The organism is candidate division WOR-3 bacterium (assembly GCA_016926475.1).
In the GTDB taxonomy this organism is placed as follows: domain Bacteria; phylum SDB-A; class SDB-A; order SDB-A; family SDB-A; genus JAFGIG01.
Genome location: JAFGON010000100.1, coordinates 1 through 16,986 on the forward strand (window position 1 = coordinate 1; position 16,986 = coordinate 16,986).

9 protein-coding genes are annotated in these 16,986 nt (G+C 41.7%); 5 read left to right on the forward strand and 4 right to left on the reverse strand.

Annotation, left to right across the window (positions count from 1 at the left end; translation table 11 throughout):
- Positions 1–223 precede the first annotated feature (223 nt).
- The 3 genes from JXA84_09845 to JXA84_09855 are packed head-to-tail and all read left to right on the forward strand — an operon-like array spanning position 224 to position 8,485.
- Entirely contained in the window at positions 224–3,865 is a 3,642-nt protein-coding gene (locus JXA84_09845; protein MBN1151504.1) for a T9SS type A sorting domain-containing protein, read from the forward strand.
- Between the two features lie 20 nt (positions 3,866–3,885).
- On the forward strand, positions 3,886–7,401 hold the full coding sequence (locus tag JXA84_09850; GenBank protein MBN1151505.1) for a T9SS type A sorting domain-containing protein: 3,516 nt from the start codon (positions 3,886–3,888) through the stop codon (positions 7,399–7,401).
- A gap of 37 nt (positions 7,402–7,438) precedes the next feature.
- Positions 7,439–8,485: a M42 family metallopeptidase gene (locus tag JXA84_09855; GenBank protein MBN1151506.1), complete on the forward strand. Its 1,047-nt coding sequence runs from the start codon at positions 7,439–7,441 to the stop codon at positions 8,483–8,485.
- Here the strand turns inward: JXA84_09855 and JXA84_09860 are convergent.
- Entirely contained in the window at positions 8,454–8,690 is a 237-nt protein-coding gene (locus JXA84_09860; protein ID MBN1151507.1) for a DUF1049 domain-containing protein, read from the reverse strand. The two genes, JXA84_09855 and JXA84_09860, sit on opposite strands and share 32 nt — an antisense overlap.
- A 472-nt stretch (positions 8,691–9,162) precedes the next feature.
- Here JXA84_09860 and JXA84_09865 point away from each other — a divergent pair, with 472 nt between their 5' ends.
- Positions 9,163–11,541, forward strand: a complete 2,379-nt coding sequence (locus JXA84_09865) for a DUF87 domain-containing protein (protein ID MBN1151508.1) — start codon at positions 9,163–9,165, stop codon at positions 11,539–11,541.
- Positions 11,542–11,572: 31 nt separating this feature from the next.
- Here the strand turns inward: JXA84_09865 and JXA84_09870 are convergent, their stop codons facing one another.
- Positions 11,573–13,948: a PAS domain S-box protein gene (locus JXA84_09870; GenBank protein MBN1151509.1), complete on the reverse strand. Its 2,376-nt coding sequence runs from the start codon at positions 13,946–13,948 to the stop codon at positions 11,573–11,575.
- Positions 13,949–14,090: 142 nt separating this feature from the next.
- On the opposite strand from JXA84_09870, the gene argF reads away from it, so the two are divergent.
- On the forward strand, positions 14,091–15,092 hold the full coding sequence (gene argF / locus JXA84_09875) for an ornithine carbamoyltransferase (GenBank protein ID MBN1151510.1): 1,002 nt from the start codon (positions 14,091–14,093) through the stop codon (positions 15,090–15,092).
- Between the two features lie 310 nt (positions 15,093–15,402).
- Here argF and JXA84_09880 read toward each other — a convergent pair whose 3' ends face one another.
- Positions 15,403–16,491, reverse strand: coding sequence for a trypsin-like peptidase domain-containing protein (locus JXA84_09880; GenBank protein MBN1151511.1), 1,089 nt, complete (start codon positions 16,489–16,491; stop codon positions 15,403–15,405).
- A gap of 15 nt (positions 16,492–16,506) precedes the next feature.
- Positions 16,507–16,986: hypothetical protein (locus JXA84_09885; protein ID MBN1151512.1), on the reverse strand; the 480-nt coding region annotated here is incomplete at its 5' end.

Below are 16,986 nucleotides of genomic sequence, written 5' to 3' on the forward strand. Positions count from 1 at the left end.
ATCTTCCGGCACATATTTCTACAGGATAGTCGCCGGTTCTTTCACCGACGCCAACAAGATAGTTGTTGTAAGGTAAAATAATTTAATCCTGGGGGAGTAATCTCCCCCAGGATGGAGTGACCTCCAAAAAATAAAGAATTTCTCGCCTTGTTGAAAAGAGGGGTATGTTTTTTTTAATTGTATATTTAAGGAAAATATAAATAAAAATCACGGGAGGGAAAACATGGATAGAACTTTCAAAGTACTCTTTTTAATGCTTCTTACAGTCCCTGTAATGAACCCTATTGCAGCTTTTGGCACAAGTGAAGTCATGAAAATGGAAGTAAACTCTGAAGGGAACAACGGGCTTGAATTGAGCTTCTCTCTCGGATTTTATGAAATAAGGGATTTTGAAACCGGAGGAAAAATATTTCAGGAAATAATAGCATCCGGAATTGTGCTCCCAAACGAACCAGGTAAACCTTATTTCCCTACTTATTCAGAGGTTTTTGCAGTTCCGAGCGGAGCGGAAATAGTTTTAAACGTCAATAATGAAATTACCAGAACCGTGGAAGATGTTTTGCCGGTTCCATCTTTCATAATACCGGCTGACAACGACAATTCTCCAATTTCTTATGTCCCCGACCAGTCGATCTATGAAGGAAACATGCCGTACCCTGATCAAAATGTTTTTGTATCGCAAAGGTGGAAGATTAGAGGCGTAGACCTCATAACCGTCACTGTAATACCTTTTAGTTGGAATCCGGTTCTGAGAAAGTTGACCGTATATGAAAATATAGATTTTTCCATATCGTTTGTAGGCGGTTCGGGCAGGATTGGTGAAGAAAGACTACGGACACGAAATTGGGACAGAGTCTTGAAGTCAATTGTAGCTAATTACAATTCACTTCCGAAAATCGATTATTCGAAGAGGATTGAAGAAGCTCTTGGAGATTCAAGAGACAACGCTGAATTTTTGATTATTGTACCCGACGATTCAATTTTTATTTCATGGGCTGAAAGCATTAAAGACTTCAGAGTTGAAGAAGGAATAATAACCGAAGTTTTCACTTTGACCGAAATAGGGGGAAGCACTTCGACGATAATTGAAAGTTTCATAAACGATGCTTTTTATAACTGGACTATTGCTCCCGAAGCAGTTTTGATCCTGTCTGATTATCCCAACAGCGGGGACGGATACGGTGTAGTAGCTCCTATCTACAACGGATATTGTGCTTCTGACAACATTTACGCCGATATTGACGGAGATAATCTTCCGGACCTCGCGATTGGCAGGATATGCGCTCAGAACGAAGATCACCTCAGGGATATGATAACGAAAGATTTAAACCTCGAAAGAAATCCGAATACAGAAATGCAATTCTACAAAAACCCAATATCAGCTTGCGGGTGGCAATACGAGAGATGGTTTCAACTCTGCGCGGAAGTGATCAGAGGTTTCTGGGCTAACTCTCTTGGTAAAGACCCTTTAAGAGTTTACGCAATATATCAATCCCCGAACCCGGCTCCAGGTATGCAATGGTCTTCAGCGGCGAACACGCAGACTGTCGTCAATTATTTCAACGCTTTGGGTTATATCGATCTGACAGTTCCCAGCACCATCACTTGGAACGGAACAGCTCAGGATGTCATCGTCGGATTAAACAGCGGCGCTTTCATGCTGCAGCATAGAGACCATGGAAGCGAGAGTGGCTGGGGACAACCTGATTTTTCTGTCGGCAGTATCAATCAGCTTCAAAATTACGACACAAAATATCCCTATGTAATGTCCACAAACTGCCTCACAGGAAAATATAACAGTTCCGGGCAAGTTTTTGCCGAGAGGTTTCACAGAATAACCGACAGGGGCGCTGTCGGTGTCAACGCCGCGAGTGAAGTCTCTTATTCTTTTGTAAACGACGTCTACGCATGGGGAATTTATGATTATATGTGGCCGTGGTTTGACCCTAATCATGGAGTGGGAGGTCAGGCGGACGTAAGACCGGGTTGGGCTACAATGTCTGCCAAATATTATCTCTTTTCTTCCTCTTGGTGCGGTTCGACTTCAAAACCGGTTACCTATCATTTGATGCATCATTTTGGTGACCCATACATGAGGCTATTTTCCGAGGAACCCCAGCATCTTTCTGCAATATACCCTGAAGCAATTTTGGAAGGTGTCGATTCTTTCCGTGTATGGGCTCCGGAAAGCAGTATTGTAGCCTTCTCGCAGGGAGGAGAAGTAATAGGAAGGGGTGAAGGCGACGGATCGTGGCAATATTACGATATTGAACCTCAAAATGCCGGGGATACAGTTAAGGTAGCGGTTATTAAGCAGAATTATTACAGAAACGTCGGACACCTTCCTGTTGTGCCTGCTTCACTTCCTTATATAGTCTATTCGCACATAAGCGACACATCCGGAGGACACGGTGACGGTCAGATAAATCCTGGCCAGGCATATTCTCTGACGGTTCAGGTGGCAAACTGGGGTGGGGCGAACGCCCAAAACGTCTTCGGACACCTTTCTTCTTCAGACCCGAATGTCAGTATCGCCATGGATACTGTATCGTACGGAACTATAAATTCAATGGACACGACCAACACAAATGAAACCCTCGGATTGCAAATTTCAAACGGGGTACAAGACAGCACGACAGTCAATTTCGATATAATTTGCAGAGACTCGCAGGATTCCGCCTGGACGAGTCAGATAAGTTTGTTGGTGAATTCTCCCAGACTTGAAGTCTCTGATATCTCAGGACCGGTAAGTTTAAATCCAGGGGATGATTTTAAATTTTCGGCTGCCCTTCAAAATTTAGGATCTGGAACAGCCCACGGCATAGAATTCAAGTGCAGAATAGCCGACCCATACATAACCGTCATGGATTCAACTGAATCCCTCGACAGCCTGAGCAGTCAACAAGAAGCTGTGTTTGACAGCGCTTTTAGGGTAATTATTGACCCGAGCTGCCCCCAAGGTCATTTTACGGATATGATCTTTGTGTCCACGTCTGGGGGAGGCATGACTTTCTCGGATACATTCCGGTTCGGTGTCGGAGTTTCTTTCGTGGAAGATTTTGAGACCGGAGGAACAAACTGGACATACACAGGTCCTTCTTCATGGCATGTAACCGAACACAGATACCATGGTGGACAAAAATCCATGTATTGCGGAAACGAAAACACCTGGGTCTACTCAAATTCGGTGGCTAATGCGAGGGTAATAAGCCCTGATCTTGACTACACCAACAACAGCGTCCTTTCATTTTGGCACTACTACGATATGGCGAACAATTACGACAAAGTTCAGCTTCAATACAGTATTGACGGAGGTACGAGCTGGAATCTTATAAATCCAGAAGAAGGTTACACGGGAGCATGGGGTTACACCCCATACGATTCTATTTACACCGGTTCGCAAACGGTCTGGGAAGAACAGCATGTCAGATTTCACGGCAACGGGACTTTGAAGTTTGCCTGGCTTTTCTTTTCTAACCCGACTCTGTCCGCTGAAGGATACTACTTCGACGATGTCAGCTTGACACTTGGCTCGGGTTTTGTGGGAGTTGATGAGGAAGAAGAATTGACCGGAGGAGCAGGAGAATTCATTTTCGGGTTGAAAAGAGTATTTCCCAACCCTATGAAAAATCGTGCCATGATTTCTTTCAGTATTGGTGAAGAAGTGAACACGAGCATAATTGTTTACGATGTTTCGGGCAGAACCGTCAGAACTCTGGTCGAAGCCGTTCTTCGTCCGGGGAACTACCGCACCGAATGGGACGGAAGAGATGACAATGGGACGTTTGTGGGGAGCGGGACCTATTTCTACAGAATGACAGCCGGATCTTTCAGCGCCGGAGACAAACTAATTTTGATCAGATGAACCTATAAAAGGAGACAGTTTTGAAGAAAATTTTCACAACATCCTTGTTTGCCATTCTCGCTTTTTATTCACTGACGGCTGGACAACTTGTTTTCGATTTTTCGATAGACAGATCGGATTTCAATTTGATTTCAATCGGAGAGAGATCTTTAATTCAAATGGAAGACGGAATGGCATCTTCTGAGAAAGGCAGCCCTTTTCTACCTTCTTTGAAAATTAACTATTCAATACCATCGCGTTCCGTGGTCAGAGATGTTGTAGTTGAAGACGCGGAGTGGATTTATTTAGGAAACTACAGGATATTTCCAAGCCAGGGGTACGTCCGTCTCGATGAGAATTTTGTATTTCACCCTGAGGATCCTGAAATCTACTCGGAAAACGCTTATTACCCTGAAAATATTCTGGAAAATTTTACAACGGGCAACAAGTCCGGTTTTTCAATTTGCGCTCTCGAACTGAACCCATTCCGGTATAATCCAGCGACAGGCGAATTGTATTATCTCGAGCGTTGCAGATTAAAAGTAGATTTCGATGATGGTCTTGGAGATATTGTGTATCTGACTGAAAAGCAGTCAACGGAGTTTTCACGGCAGATCGAGGGAATAGTCGAAAATCCCGGTGATGTTTTTGTTTTCAGCCCCATGATAAAGGATCTCAGGGATTCCTCGCACGAATACGTTATAGTGGCGCCTTATTCAATTTCTCAGGAATTTGAAGAACTGATAGAGTGGAAATCTAGAAAAGGGTATTCATCCGTTGTAGTCCCTGTTGAATCAATTTACGTCAATTACAGCGGCTATGACGACATGGAGAAGATCAGGAATTTTGTCAAGGATATGCACCAGAACCATGGTCTCATATACCTTGTTTTAGCCGGTGATCATGATAATTTAGGCTCGAGGGTAATACCAATAAGAAACGGTTCGACGACCGACAACACGCCTTCCGACCTGTATTTTTCTGATGTCGTCCCTTATTCTTCGAACTGGGACGGAAACGGCAATCATGTATATGGAGAATACAACATAGACGGATGCGACTGGTATAGCGATGTCTATGTCGGTAGGTTCCCAGTGAACAATTCTCAGGAAGTGCAGAGATGGATATCCAAAGTCATTGGGTACGAACAGAATCCGCCTTCAGGCTATCTTGAAAAATCATTGATGGCGGGGGCGGGTCTCTGGCCAAGTGTCAACTACTACGGGGACAGGGTCTGCAATTATATAGCCGACAACTTCCTTCCCGTTCATTGGCAGCATGTCAAAATGTACCAAACAGACACTCTTTCCTTTCCTCAAGGATTCACAGATTCATTCAGCGACGGATGCGCGTGGAGTCAAATCTGCGGTCACGGCAACCCCGACGGTATATACTGGTACAATCCGGGCGGATCCATTATAGACGGTTCTTCGGCTTCGGCTCTGACAAACGGAATGAAACTAGGGGTGGTTCATTCCATAGCATGCCAGCCCGGCTGGTTTGACAACTATGAATGCGTCGGGGAGAAATTATTCAACGCTCCAAACGGAGGAGCCATCGCTGTCCAGTTCAACGCGAGGTATGGCTGGGGGGCACCTCCGTCTTTCGGACCTTCTGAATGGCTGTGTATTTGGTTGGCTGAGGTGGTTTTCACCAACGAAGTGTGGAATATTGGTGCCGCCCACGGTTTGAGTAAAGATGTAATGGTTCCAGGTTTAAGCCAAGGTGAACATTGGTGCGTCACGGAGCTCAATTTATTCGCTGACCCTGAAACTCCTGTGTATTCATCTGAACCTCAGTCGCTCTATCCCACTTATGATCCGGTGGTCAGCCTTGGATCGAATCAGTATTCGGTCAACGTCTCAAATTCGAGGGATCCTGTGGAAGGCGCTGTTTGTTGCCTTTCAGACAGAGACGAACCTTCAATAAAATTTTATGCTGTTACCGACCCCTCGGGAAATGCAGTTGTAAGTACAAATTTTATCTCCACGACAAGTGTCGTGCTGACGGTGACCTCACATGACTACAGGGCTTTCCTGGATACTATACCGGCTTCAAGCTCATCTTCTTTTGTCGCTTTTACGGGAATAGACACAGTTATCGGCGGTTATCAAAACGGACAGTTCAATACCGGGTGTCATTATTCGGCGAAAATTGATGTAGCGAATTTTGGAACGCAGACGGCAAACGCGGTCAGGGGGGTTTTGTCCTGTTCTGAAACCGGAATAGCATTTAATCAAGATACGCTTGTATTCGGGAATATTGATCCTTCAGACACCGTCACTTCTGCCGGCTCCGCTGCCTTTTCTGTTTCAAACAACATTCCCGACGGCACCACTTTTCACGTGGATCTGACCTGCTTCGATCAAGACGACAGCACTTGGTTGAGTTCTTTTGATTTGACAGTAAATTCTCCTCAAATTGATTTTGTTGTTTTAAAAGGCCCCCAGACAGCTTCACCCGGTGACACTTTGCTTCTGACTCCTGTTGTTAAGAACACTGGAAGCGCTAACGCTTTTAATTCCACGGTCAAAATGAGAACCACCAACACAAACATTTCGGTTTTTGATTCTTCTGAGACGGTAGCGTGCTTACATCCCGATTCCTCAGCTGAACTCTACAGACAATTTGCAATCGCCATATCCCCATCTTGCCCTGAACCGACATACATAGATCTCGTCTTTGAGATCAAAACCGAAAGTCTCGATGTTTTTTGCGACACCTTCGTCCTTTATGTGGGGCAAGCTTTTGAGGAGGATTTTGAAGGAACCCCTGGGGACTGGATATTTTCAGGCCCTTCTTCCTGGCACACCACTGAACATACATCTAACAGCCCTACTCATTCAATGTATTGCGGAGTTGAAAACAATTGGACTTATTCCAATTCAATAGCTAATTCCAGGGTTATTTCACCAGCTGTCGATATAGCAAGAGGCAGTCAACTGACCTTCTGGCATAAATACGAGCTGTACGACAACAAGGATAAAGTGCAGGTGATGATTTCAACTGACGGAGGATCAACCTGGGACCTTATAAACCCGGTTCAAGGATACACGGGAAAATGGGCATACGCACCTTACGACTCAATTTATACGGGCAGTCAGCAGACATGGCAAAGGCAGGATTTTATTCTTGACTATGAAGGAGAAGTAAAACTGAGCTGGCTGTTTTTCTCCAACCCTTCACAGAACGCCGAAGGCTACTATTTCGACGATGTTTCATTGCATCTATCTTCAGGTCTCACCGGAGTCGAAGAGCCGGTAGAACCTTCACCTTTGAAAGATTTCGAGCTGTTCAGGGCTTATCCGAATCCGACTCAAGGAGAGATCCTGATCTCTTATTCTCTGGGGGTTTCCTCTATAGTTGAGGTGTCGGTTTTCGATATCACGGGAAGACAAGTTATCCGACTTTACAGCGGAGAGCAGAACCCAGGAAGATATTCGGTTGAATGGAACGGAAGAGACGAAAAGGGCGAATTAATGCCTTCGGGCACCTATTTTTACAAAGTAACAGCATGCGGACAAATTACAGGAGACAAATTTATAGTCGTGAAATAGATCTGCAAATACATACTGTTTTTGAGGAGGAACTTTGCTGAAATACGTCGATTTTGCCGTGGAAGAAATTTTGCGTCTCTGTAAAATACCCAGCCCTTCGGGTTTTACGAGAGAAATAGAAAATCAAGTTTTCAATGAACTCACGTCTTTCGGTTTTCAGACCACATATTCCAACAAGAGGTCAATCCTTTCCCTTTTAGGGGGTGAAGGTCATACGCTGGTCCTCGCCGCTCACTTAGACACGCTAGGCGCTATGGTGAGGTCACTTAAGCCGAATGGAAGGTTGAGGTTTACAAAGATCGGAGGATTTCCGGAAAATTTCATCGAGGGAGAGAACTGCACTATCCATACTCGAGAAGGGCGCACTTTTTCTGGAACTTTTCAGCTTTTAAAGCCTTCTGTCCATGTAAACAAGAAAGCCGCAGAAGAGAAAAGGGATGATGAAAACGTGGAAATTGTTGTTGATGAAAAGGTCAGAGACAAGAAAGACTTGATCTCACTCGGCATCAGTCCGGGGGATTTCGTGTCTTTTGACCCCAAGACAGTTTTGACCCAAAGCGGCTTTATCAAGAGCAGACACCTCGACGACAAAGCGAGCGCGGGGATATTGATCGCGTTAGCCAAATTGCTGAAGGAAGAGAAAATAACACCGGCAAGAAAAGTTTACCTTCTTTTTACGACATTTGAGGAAGTAGGACACGGAGCGTCTTCAGGTTTGCCTGAAGACGCCGAAGAAATAGTTTCGGTCGACATGGGGGCTGTCGGTGACGATCTTGAGACTGACGAATACAAAGTTTCAATATGCGCAAAAGATTCTGGAGGACCTTACGACTTCAATGTCACCAACAAACTCATAGAGTTAGCGAAAAAGGAAAAACTTAATTACGCCGTGGATATTTATCCTTTTTACGGCTCTGATGCTGAAGCGGCTCTTTACGCGGGCTTCGACGTCAGGCACGGCTTGATTGGACCGGGAGTTTCCGCCTCCCACGGTTACGAAAGGACGCACAGAGAAGGAGTTGAAAACACGCTGAAATTGCTGAAAGAATATGTCAATTCTCCGGTGGTTTCTGCTCTTTCTTGACGCCTTTTAAAGTCTGTTTTAAAAAAGCGAAAACACTGCCTCCGGTTATCATACCGAGTATGTAGACTATTAAAACCTGCAGTGCCAGTGGAAGGGTCATCTTCCATGAGAGAAAGCAAAGCGTGACCGTCTGTCTGTTCTGAACGGCGAAAATGACCACCAAGCAGATAAATACAGTAATCAATACAATATAAACATACCGCATATTTCCTCCTTTGACCTTTGTTATACAACAGCAATTGTGCCCTAAGAAAATCATTATAAAGCCAAGAGGTCCGTTTACGGAACCAGTTATAAAACACGGGCGGTTTAAAAGTATAATACTACGCTTTAAGAAATACGAGGAAAATGGATAACTATTCTTGGAGAAGGAGATACAAACAAAACAGAGCATATTTTCTGCAAAAAATATAAATTGGACTTCAGAGAAAAAATTGTCAATTGTTCTTAAAAGTTTAAAGATATTTTGGATAAATTTTCGGGGCTACAGCTTTTCATCATTCAACGCTGAGATGGAAAATTCTGATGATTATGAAATCCGGGACAAAATTTACGCTTGATGGATTTGGAGCAGCACACGAGTTATCAATTCGGAAAACAAGCAGCTATCTACATTATGCTTTAAATTTATTTCAAGAGAGTATAATATATTCTACAAAATCATAAAGAGGTGGATTTTGCAGGATTTTGAAAAACTCGGTTTTTTCTATATTGGAAAAAAGTATGATTTTCAAAACAAAAAACTGACAAACGACTATTTTTTGTATGATTCCCGCGACCTGTTGACTCACGCAGTCTGTCTTGGTATGACTGGAAGCGGAAAAACAGGACTCTGCGTGACCCTACTTGAAGAAGCCGTTATTGACGGTATTCCGTCCCTGATTATTGACCCAAAGGGAGATATAGCAAACATACTTCTGACTTTTCCCGAACTAAAAACCGAAGATTTTTTGCCGTGGATCAACCTGGACGATGCGAGAAAAGAGAATATGACCGAACATCAGTTCGCCGAAAAACAGGCGAACATCTGGAAAAATGGAATTATGGAATGGGGGCAGAGCCTTGATAGGATAAATCTTTTGAAACAATCCTCCGATTTCAGAATATACACTCCAGGCAGCAACGCCGGTTTGCCTGTTTCTTTCCTCAGATCTCTGAAAGCTCCGAATATGAGAATTGCTTCAGACAGGGAATACTTGAATGAAAAGGTTAATTCCACGGTCACCAGTTTACTCAAGCTTGTCGGAGTTCAGGGAGATCCTCTGAACAGCAGAGAGCATATCCTTTTGGTGAATATTTTCGAGCATTTCTGGAGTGACAAGAAAGATCTCAACCTTGAATTGTTGATTCAATCGATTCAAAAACCGCCGATGAACAAAGTTGGAATAATGGATTTGGAAACTTTTTTCCCGGCAAAAGATAGGTTTGACCTTTCGGTTAAATTCAACAATATTATCGCTTCTCCTTCGTTCAATTCCTGGACAGCTGGAGCCCCTCTTGATATTGACGGATTTTTAAGGGATAAAAATGGAAAACCGCGTGTCAGTATTTTTTCCATATCTCATTTAAACGACTCGGAGAGAATGTTTTTTGTATCTTTATTTTTGACGAATCTTCTTGAATGGACAAGATCACAGGAAGGCACTTCGAGTCTGAGAGCAATTTTTTACATGGATGAGATTTTCGGCTATTTCCCTCCCGGAGCTATGCCACCCTCAAAGCCCCCTCTTTTGTCGCTTCTCAAACAAGCGAGAGCTTTCGGGCTCGGCGTCGTTTTAGCCTCTCAAAACCCAGTGGATTTGGATTATAAAGGGCTCTCGAATATCGGAACCTGGTTTATAGGAAGACTTCAGACGGCACGAGACAAAGAAAAACTTATCGATGGTCTTAAATCGCTCTCTATGAGTATGTCCGAAAGAGAAATTTCCGATATTATTTCCTCTATCGGCAAAAGAATTTTTCTTGTTAAAAACATTCATGGGGATAAAATAGAAATTTTGATGACCCGGTGGGCTCTTTCCTATCTCAGAGGGCCCATGACGAAAGAGATGATAAAGAAGCTGACGCCGGAAGACAGAGAGGGCGAAAAGGATGTTTTTCCAGATCCTGATCCAGAAATTTCAGATCAGTCATCGGCATTTTCATCGAGAATTACCGTTCCTCAGGATATCAATGAATATTTTATTCCTTGCGATTTAAATCAACAAAGAGGCATTGTCTACAAACCGTATATTATGACTTCAGCGCGGATATTTTACAAGATCGGTAAAGATGTTCACGAAAAGAAATGTAGTTTATTTTCGCCTTTTTCAAAATTGCTTGGCAGACCTGATCTCGACAACACAAAACATTTGGATTTTCAAATTCAAAACTTGACGGACAAGCCCTGCAGGGAGGACGCCTCTTTCATAGAAATACCGGAAGAAGCTTTAAACGCCAAATATTTCGATAAAGCTTCAAAAATTATAAAAGACTGGATATACAGAAATGTTTCCGAAGAAGTATTGAAATATCCTTTTTTAAAGGAAGTTTCAAAACCCGGCGAAGGCGAGAAGGAATTCAGAACAAGAATTTCTCAACAAATGCGTGAAAAAAGAGATGAAGAAGTCGATGAACTAAGAACAAAGTACGCCGCAAAGTTCGACAAACTTGAAGAAAAAGAGGCGAGAGCTTTTAACTCCCTTGAAAAGAAAAAAGACGAAGCCGCCGACCAGAAGTCACAGTCCGCAATTTCATTCGGCTCGACAATTATCGGAGCATTGATAGGAGGCAGAAGACTAAGCGTCTCCAATTTAGGCAGAGCTGCCACATCAGTAAGAAGCATTTCAAGAGTGAATAAAAAAAATAAAGAAGAGCAAAGAGCCCGGCAGAATTACGAAAAAATAGCAGAAGAGAAAAAGGATTTAAAAGAAGCCCTTGAGAAGGAGGTTTCTTCTCTTCAGGAAAAATTTGACGTTTCGAAAATTGAGTTTGAAAAGGAAAAAATATTCCCCAAAAAGGGCGATATTTTTGTCGATTTGTCATGTCTTGTCTGGAGACCTTTCGCGGCAAATTAGTCTGTTATAGAGAGAAATTGAAGGGAATTCTTTACTTTTGACAACCGGAAGGCGACGGTACCGGCCAGTATACCTTGACGGTGGTTCCGACATTTATTTCGCTGTATATGTTTATTGCGCCGTGATTTTGTTTTACGATGCCGTAAACTATCGAAAGACCGAGACCTGAACCCTTACCTTTTTCCTTCGTCGTGAAAAATGGTTCAAAAATTCTTTGAGTGAATTCCTCCGACATACCCATTCCGTTATCGCTTACAGATATTCTGATGTAATTGCCGGGGTTTAGGCCCAAATGTTTTTTTAAGTAATTCTCGTCGAGGTTGACATTTTTAGTCTCTATGGTTATGTATCGATGACCTTGCTTGAGTTGCTTTTGTGAAACGGCATCTTTCGCGTTCATAGTCAGGTTAAACAAAAGTTGCTCTAAATGCAGAGGGTCTGCCTTTATTGGCCCAATATCAGTAGAGAGCTCGAGCTTGAAATCTATGTCGTCTCCGATCAAGTTTTTTGTCATTTTTTGAAAATTTACTACCGCTTCGTTCAAATCAAGCATGATTGGGTTGAAATCTTGTTTCCTGCTGAAAGTCAACAGCCTGTTCGTCAGGTCTGATGCTTTTTTACAGGAGTCTTTTATGTAAAACAGTTCTCTTTCGAAGGATTCCCCTTCGGATACTTTCATATCGATGATTTCCGCTAAATTTGAAATAATTGATACCATATTCTTGAAATCATGTGCCATTTCACCAGCTAGTTTGCCGATTGAATCCAATTTATGTATCTGTGCTAACTGCTGATTCAGTTGGCGTATGGCGGTGATGTCTTCTTTCAGACAGAAAAATCTGATTATTTCATTTTGTTCATTTTTAATTGGGGCGATTGTTATTGATCCCCAATAAATTTCACCGTTTTTTTTCTTGTTTTTCAGTTCACCGATCCATGTTTCACCAGAGAGAATTGTCTCCCAGAGCTTCAAATACTCATTCGCGTCTGAATCACAGGTTTTCAGAAAGTCTAATTTTTGTCCTCGTACCTCTTCTAAGTCATAGCCTGTAACTTCTGTAAATTTTGGATTGACGTATTCTATGAAGCCTCTTTTGTCGGCAATCAAAATCAAGGTTGGGCTTTTTTGGATCGAATGCGAAAGCATCATGGCGTTTTCTTCAGCTTCTTTTTGTTTTGTGATGTCCCTGCAGACTGAAATCAAGATTGAGTCATTGTCGCGGTCTATAATAGTCGATAAAGATTCCAGCCAGTAATCAGTTCCGTCTTTTTTGGTTTTTCTTTCGGTGAATAAAAAAGGTTCTCCCTCTGATATTGTCTTCTGGAAACCGGAAAGAGAGCTATTGTCCACGACTCTTATGCAGGGATCTGATAAGGCATTTTTCTTCAACAATTCTTCTCGGGTAAAACCCGTCTGATTTTGGGCGGATTTGTTGATATCAATCACTGATCCTGCGTTTTTACCTTTTGCTTTTGACAGGATAACTGCGTCAGGAAGATACTCAAATAGCCTCTTGAATTTGTTTTCAGATTCTTTTAATTCTCTTTCAGCTCTTTTTAAACTTGTAATATCCTTCACCATCACCAAACTTGAAATTTTGTTTTTATAAAGTATTGGAAAAGAGGTCACTTCCACGTCTATCTCTCTGCCGTCGAGAGTCAGGAACTTTTCTTCCAGCGGTCCTGAATGCTTGTTTTCTTGCTGAGCAAGTTTTGTTCTTTCCGCGACTATGTTTTTAAAATTGGGGTGAACAAAATCGAATACGCGCATACCGATTAAGTCATCTGGAGTTTTAGAACCTATTACTTCAGAAGCTTTTATATTTGCGTATTTGATTATTCCTTCTGAATGTATGGCTATCGCAACGGGGTTGAAATGTATCAATCTTCTGTAATCGTTTTCGAACTTTTTCTGATTCGATCCAATGGTTTTATTCTTGATGGCTTTAACAGAAAGGCTTTTTTTTATTCTGTTGACAAGTTCTTCTTTTTTAAAAGGAGATACGATGAAATCGTCCATTTGTCTCAAAATTGGGATTATAGAGTCTGGATTGTTTTCTTTCGTCAGTAAAAAAATAATCGGTATGGATCGGCACGACGGATTAGAGATGAAATCTTTTAAGATTGAAACGTTTTTACCGTCGTTTTTATAGGCGGAGAAAATCACCAGAGCAGGCTTTTTTTTCACCGATAGATCTTTTAAATGGGATCTTTTACTGGACAAAGAGACTGATATTTTTGACGATTCGATAGATTTGATAAGCTTTGATGGGATTTTCAACGTTTCTGTGAAAATTAAAATTTCTCTGTATTCTGTTTTTTCGTCCATGTTTTCTACCGCTACCGCCTTAGATATCTCGTAAATTTGAAGATATATTATCAGAATAATTTTTTTTTGAAAAGGCATCTTTTATGGTTTTTAACGAAAGAATACATGCCGGCATAAGAAGGGTAAATTCCAGAAGAAAAAAATTTGAAAATTTTGCCAAATTCTGATAAGATCGATGGAAATTTCCTGAAAATTTTGCACAAACAGAAAAGGAGCTTATATGTCTTTTAACTTAAGAAACAGAAATTTTCTTAAACTTCTCGATTTCTCCCAAAGCGAGATTAAATACCTTCTCGACCTGTCTTTTTATCTGAAAAAAGCCAAAATTGCTGGTTGTGAACAGCAAAGGTTGAAGGGGAAAAAAATTGCTCTCATTTTTGAAAAAGCTTCGACTAGGACGAGATGCGCTTTTGAGAGTGCCGCTTTTGACCAAGGGGCTAATGTGACATATCTTGGCCCTGAAGGTTCTCATATGGGGAAAAAAGAGACCATTAAAGATACGGCAAGGGTTCTCGGAAGAATGTATGACGGTATTGAGTACAGAGGCTTCGGACAGGAAATTGTTGAGGCTCTGGCGGAATTTTCCGGTGTTCCCGTCTGGAACGGGCTGACCGACGAATTTCATCCAACCCAGATACTCGCAGATTTTATGACCATGATTGAGCACGTTGAAAAACCGCTCTGCAAGACATCTCTTTGTTTTCTTGGAGATACGAGAAACAATGTCTCAAATTCATTATTAGTCGGGTCGGCTAAAATGGGATTGGATTTCAGGCTAGCTGGACCAAAAGACAGGCATCCGGAAGAAAAACTTCTCAATGATTGCCTAAAATTAGCTGAAATTAGCGGAAGTAAGATTACCGTGTCAGAGGATCCCGAAGAGGCTGTAAAAGGAGTCGATTTTCTATATACCGATGTATGGCTTTCTATGGGGGAACCGGAAGATTTTTGGAGCGACAGGATAAAAAAAATGCTTCCTTATCAAGTCAACGAAAAATTGATAAAAAAAACCGACAACAAAAACGTCAAGTTTTTACACTGTCTTCCTTCATTTCACAACAAGGAGACATCGGTCGGAGAAAAAATCTTTAAAGAGTATAAACTCGACGGTCTTGAAGTCACTGAAGACGTCTTTGAATCATCATGTTCGGTAGTGTTCGACGAAGCGGAAAACAGAATGCACACGATAAAGGCAGTTATGGTTGCGACTCTAGGGGATTGAGAACTTATACCTCACGGGACTTATACAGCGACGCGATTTATCATCGCGTCGCTTTTTTAAATGATTTGTTTCTGTAATAAAGCAATATATCTGCGATCACCATAAGAGCATTCAAAACATACAATAGGATAACCTTGTCGAAACTGTTAAAAACTTTATGTGCTATACCGCTTAAGTAGCCGAGTAAAATTATCCATAGAAAAAAAACGCTCTTACCTTCGGTCTTTCTGGAGCGGTATGATTTCCAGATGGAAAAAGGCCAAGCGGAACCGAAGCATAACAACATCAGAGATTCAAAAAAGACTACCATCTAAATTTCATTTATATCTGATTCATCAGAAGGAGCACAGCCGAATTTTTCAATCAAAAAATTGTCGAGTTTGTCGGCTCTTTTTGAAATTTCCAGCATGTCGTTTAATATTTGTCCGGAAAAACTTGAATTTATATCGCTGAGGTGGATTCTGTAGGAGATGTATAAAATTCCTTTGTCAACACCTAAATAGAAAGGCAACTCGGGTTCGCTGAGAGTGTATCTGTAAAATTCAGTGAGATTCTCCTGGGGTAGCTTGACAAGCGGGCAGGTGACAATCAAGTAATTTGTTTTGTACACGAAAATCCTTAGAAGTGCGCTTCCCCGATGAAATTCCCAGAATTCATATCCGTTTCTTGCCAGGATTGGATCGATTCCCATTTTTTCTATTGCATTTTCGACAAAAACAGAGAGCTCGCTGAGGGGTGTTTTGCCGAAAAGTTTTTTCGAATCGATTTTTGCGCCGCAATTTTCGCAATACTCGTCTTCATGTTGAAGAAGAAAGCCGCAGGACGGGCATTTTACGGAATATTGACCTGGAGCTTTCGTCTGGAATATTTCCAGTTCTTTTTCTATGATGTCAGACGGAAGAGAAAATCCCATGTTTTCAGCTTCTTTAAACTTACAGGTTGTTATACCGACAATTTTTCCTCCAGGCATAATCATCGGTCCTCCGCTGTTGCCTGGATTTATCGCGGCGTCAGTTTGAATATAATACTGACCGTTTATAAGCTGTTTGACGTTTGAGACAATTCCTTCCGTTACCGTGAACGGGTAACCGAAAGGATACCCAAGGACAAGTACTTTATCCATATTTTTAACTTCATCCGCTTTGGAGAAATCAATGTCGGGTCCATCAATTTCCTTAGTAGGTTTTAAAAAAGCCAGGTCAAATTTCGGAGAAACAAGAATGACTTCGGCTTTAAAAGCTCTTTTGTCTGAATCTTCAACCGCGACTTCTCTTTCTCCATCGACCACGTGATAATTTGTTATGATCAAATTTTGTTTTTTTGAAAAAAACCCCGAACCGCTCCCTTTGGAAGTCTTTATTTTAAAAACCAACTTAAAAATTGAATTCAAATCCGCCATTTTTCCTCCCGTATGTTATTTGGAAGTCATCACTTTTGTCATTGCTTTGAAAAGTTCATTGGCAGCTTTTTGCCAATCTTTGCCCGAAGAGTTTTTTAAACCTTCATTTAAATTTTCTTCTATATTCCTTGGAACGAGATACCTGTAGTATAGATTGTAAATATCGAAGAGCAGAAACACAACAGCGCTCAAATGGCCTGAAGACGCGATATCTTTTTCAGCGTTGTTGTAATAATTCTGCAGTTGCTGTTTGACAACCGGCAAAGAAGCGTGTCTGCGCACAGAGATGAGAAATTCTGTCTTGTAAATAGAGTCAGAAAACTTTTCAAAAGAGAGGTTTTTCATGTTTTCGAAAAACTTTTGGGAATTTTCGACTTTTTCCGCTGGAGGTATTTTCGCGTAAGACTCGTTTATGGCTTTCTCAATTTCGGTTCTCAAAAAACCTTGAGGAGAAAATATATAGTCAATTTTCATCATAGATATAAGGGCTGATTC

What these genes read in the sequence shown, in the direction of transcription:
- JXA84_09845 (MBN1151504.1), top strand. Translation starts at nt 224, where the DNA reads ATGGATAGAACTTTCAAAGTACTCTTTTTAATGCTTCTTACAGTCCCT.
- JXA84_09870 (MBN1151509.1), bottom strand. Translation starts at nt 13,948, where the DNA reads ATGCCTTTTCAAAAAAAAATTATTCTGATAATATATCTTCAAATTTAC.
- JXA84_09880 (MBN1151511.1), bottom strand. Translation starts at nt 16,491, where the DNA reads ATGGCGGATTTGAATTCAATTTTTAAGTTGGTTTTTAAAATAAAGACT.
- argF (MBN1151510.1), top strand. Translation starts at nt 14,091, where the DNA reads ATGTCTTTTAACTTAAGAAACAGAAATTTTCTTAAACTTCTCGATTTC.
- JXA84_09860 (MBN1151507.1), bottom strand. Translation starts at nt 8,690, where the DNA reads ATGCGGTATGTTTATATTGTATTGATTACTGTATTTATCTGCTTGGTG.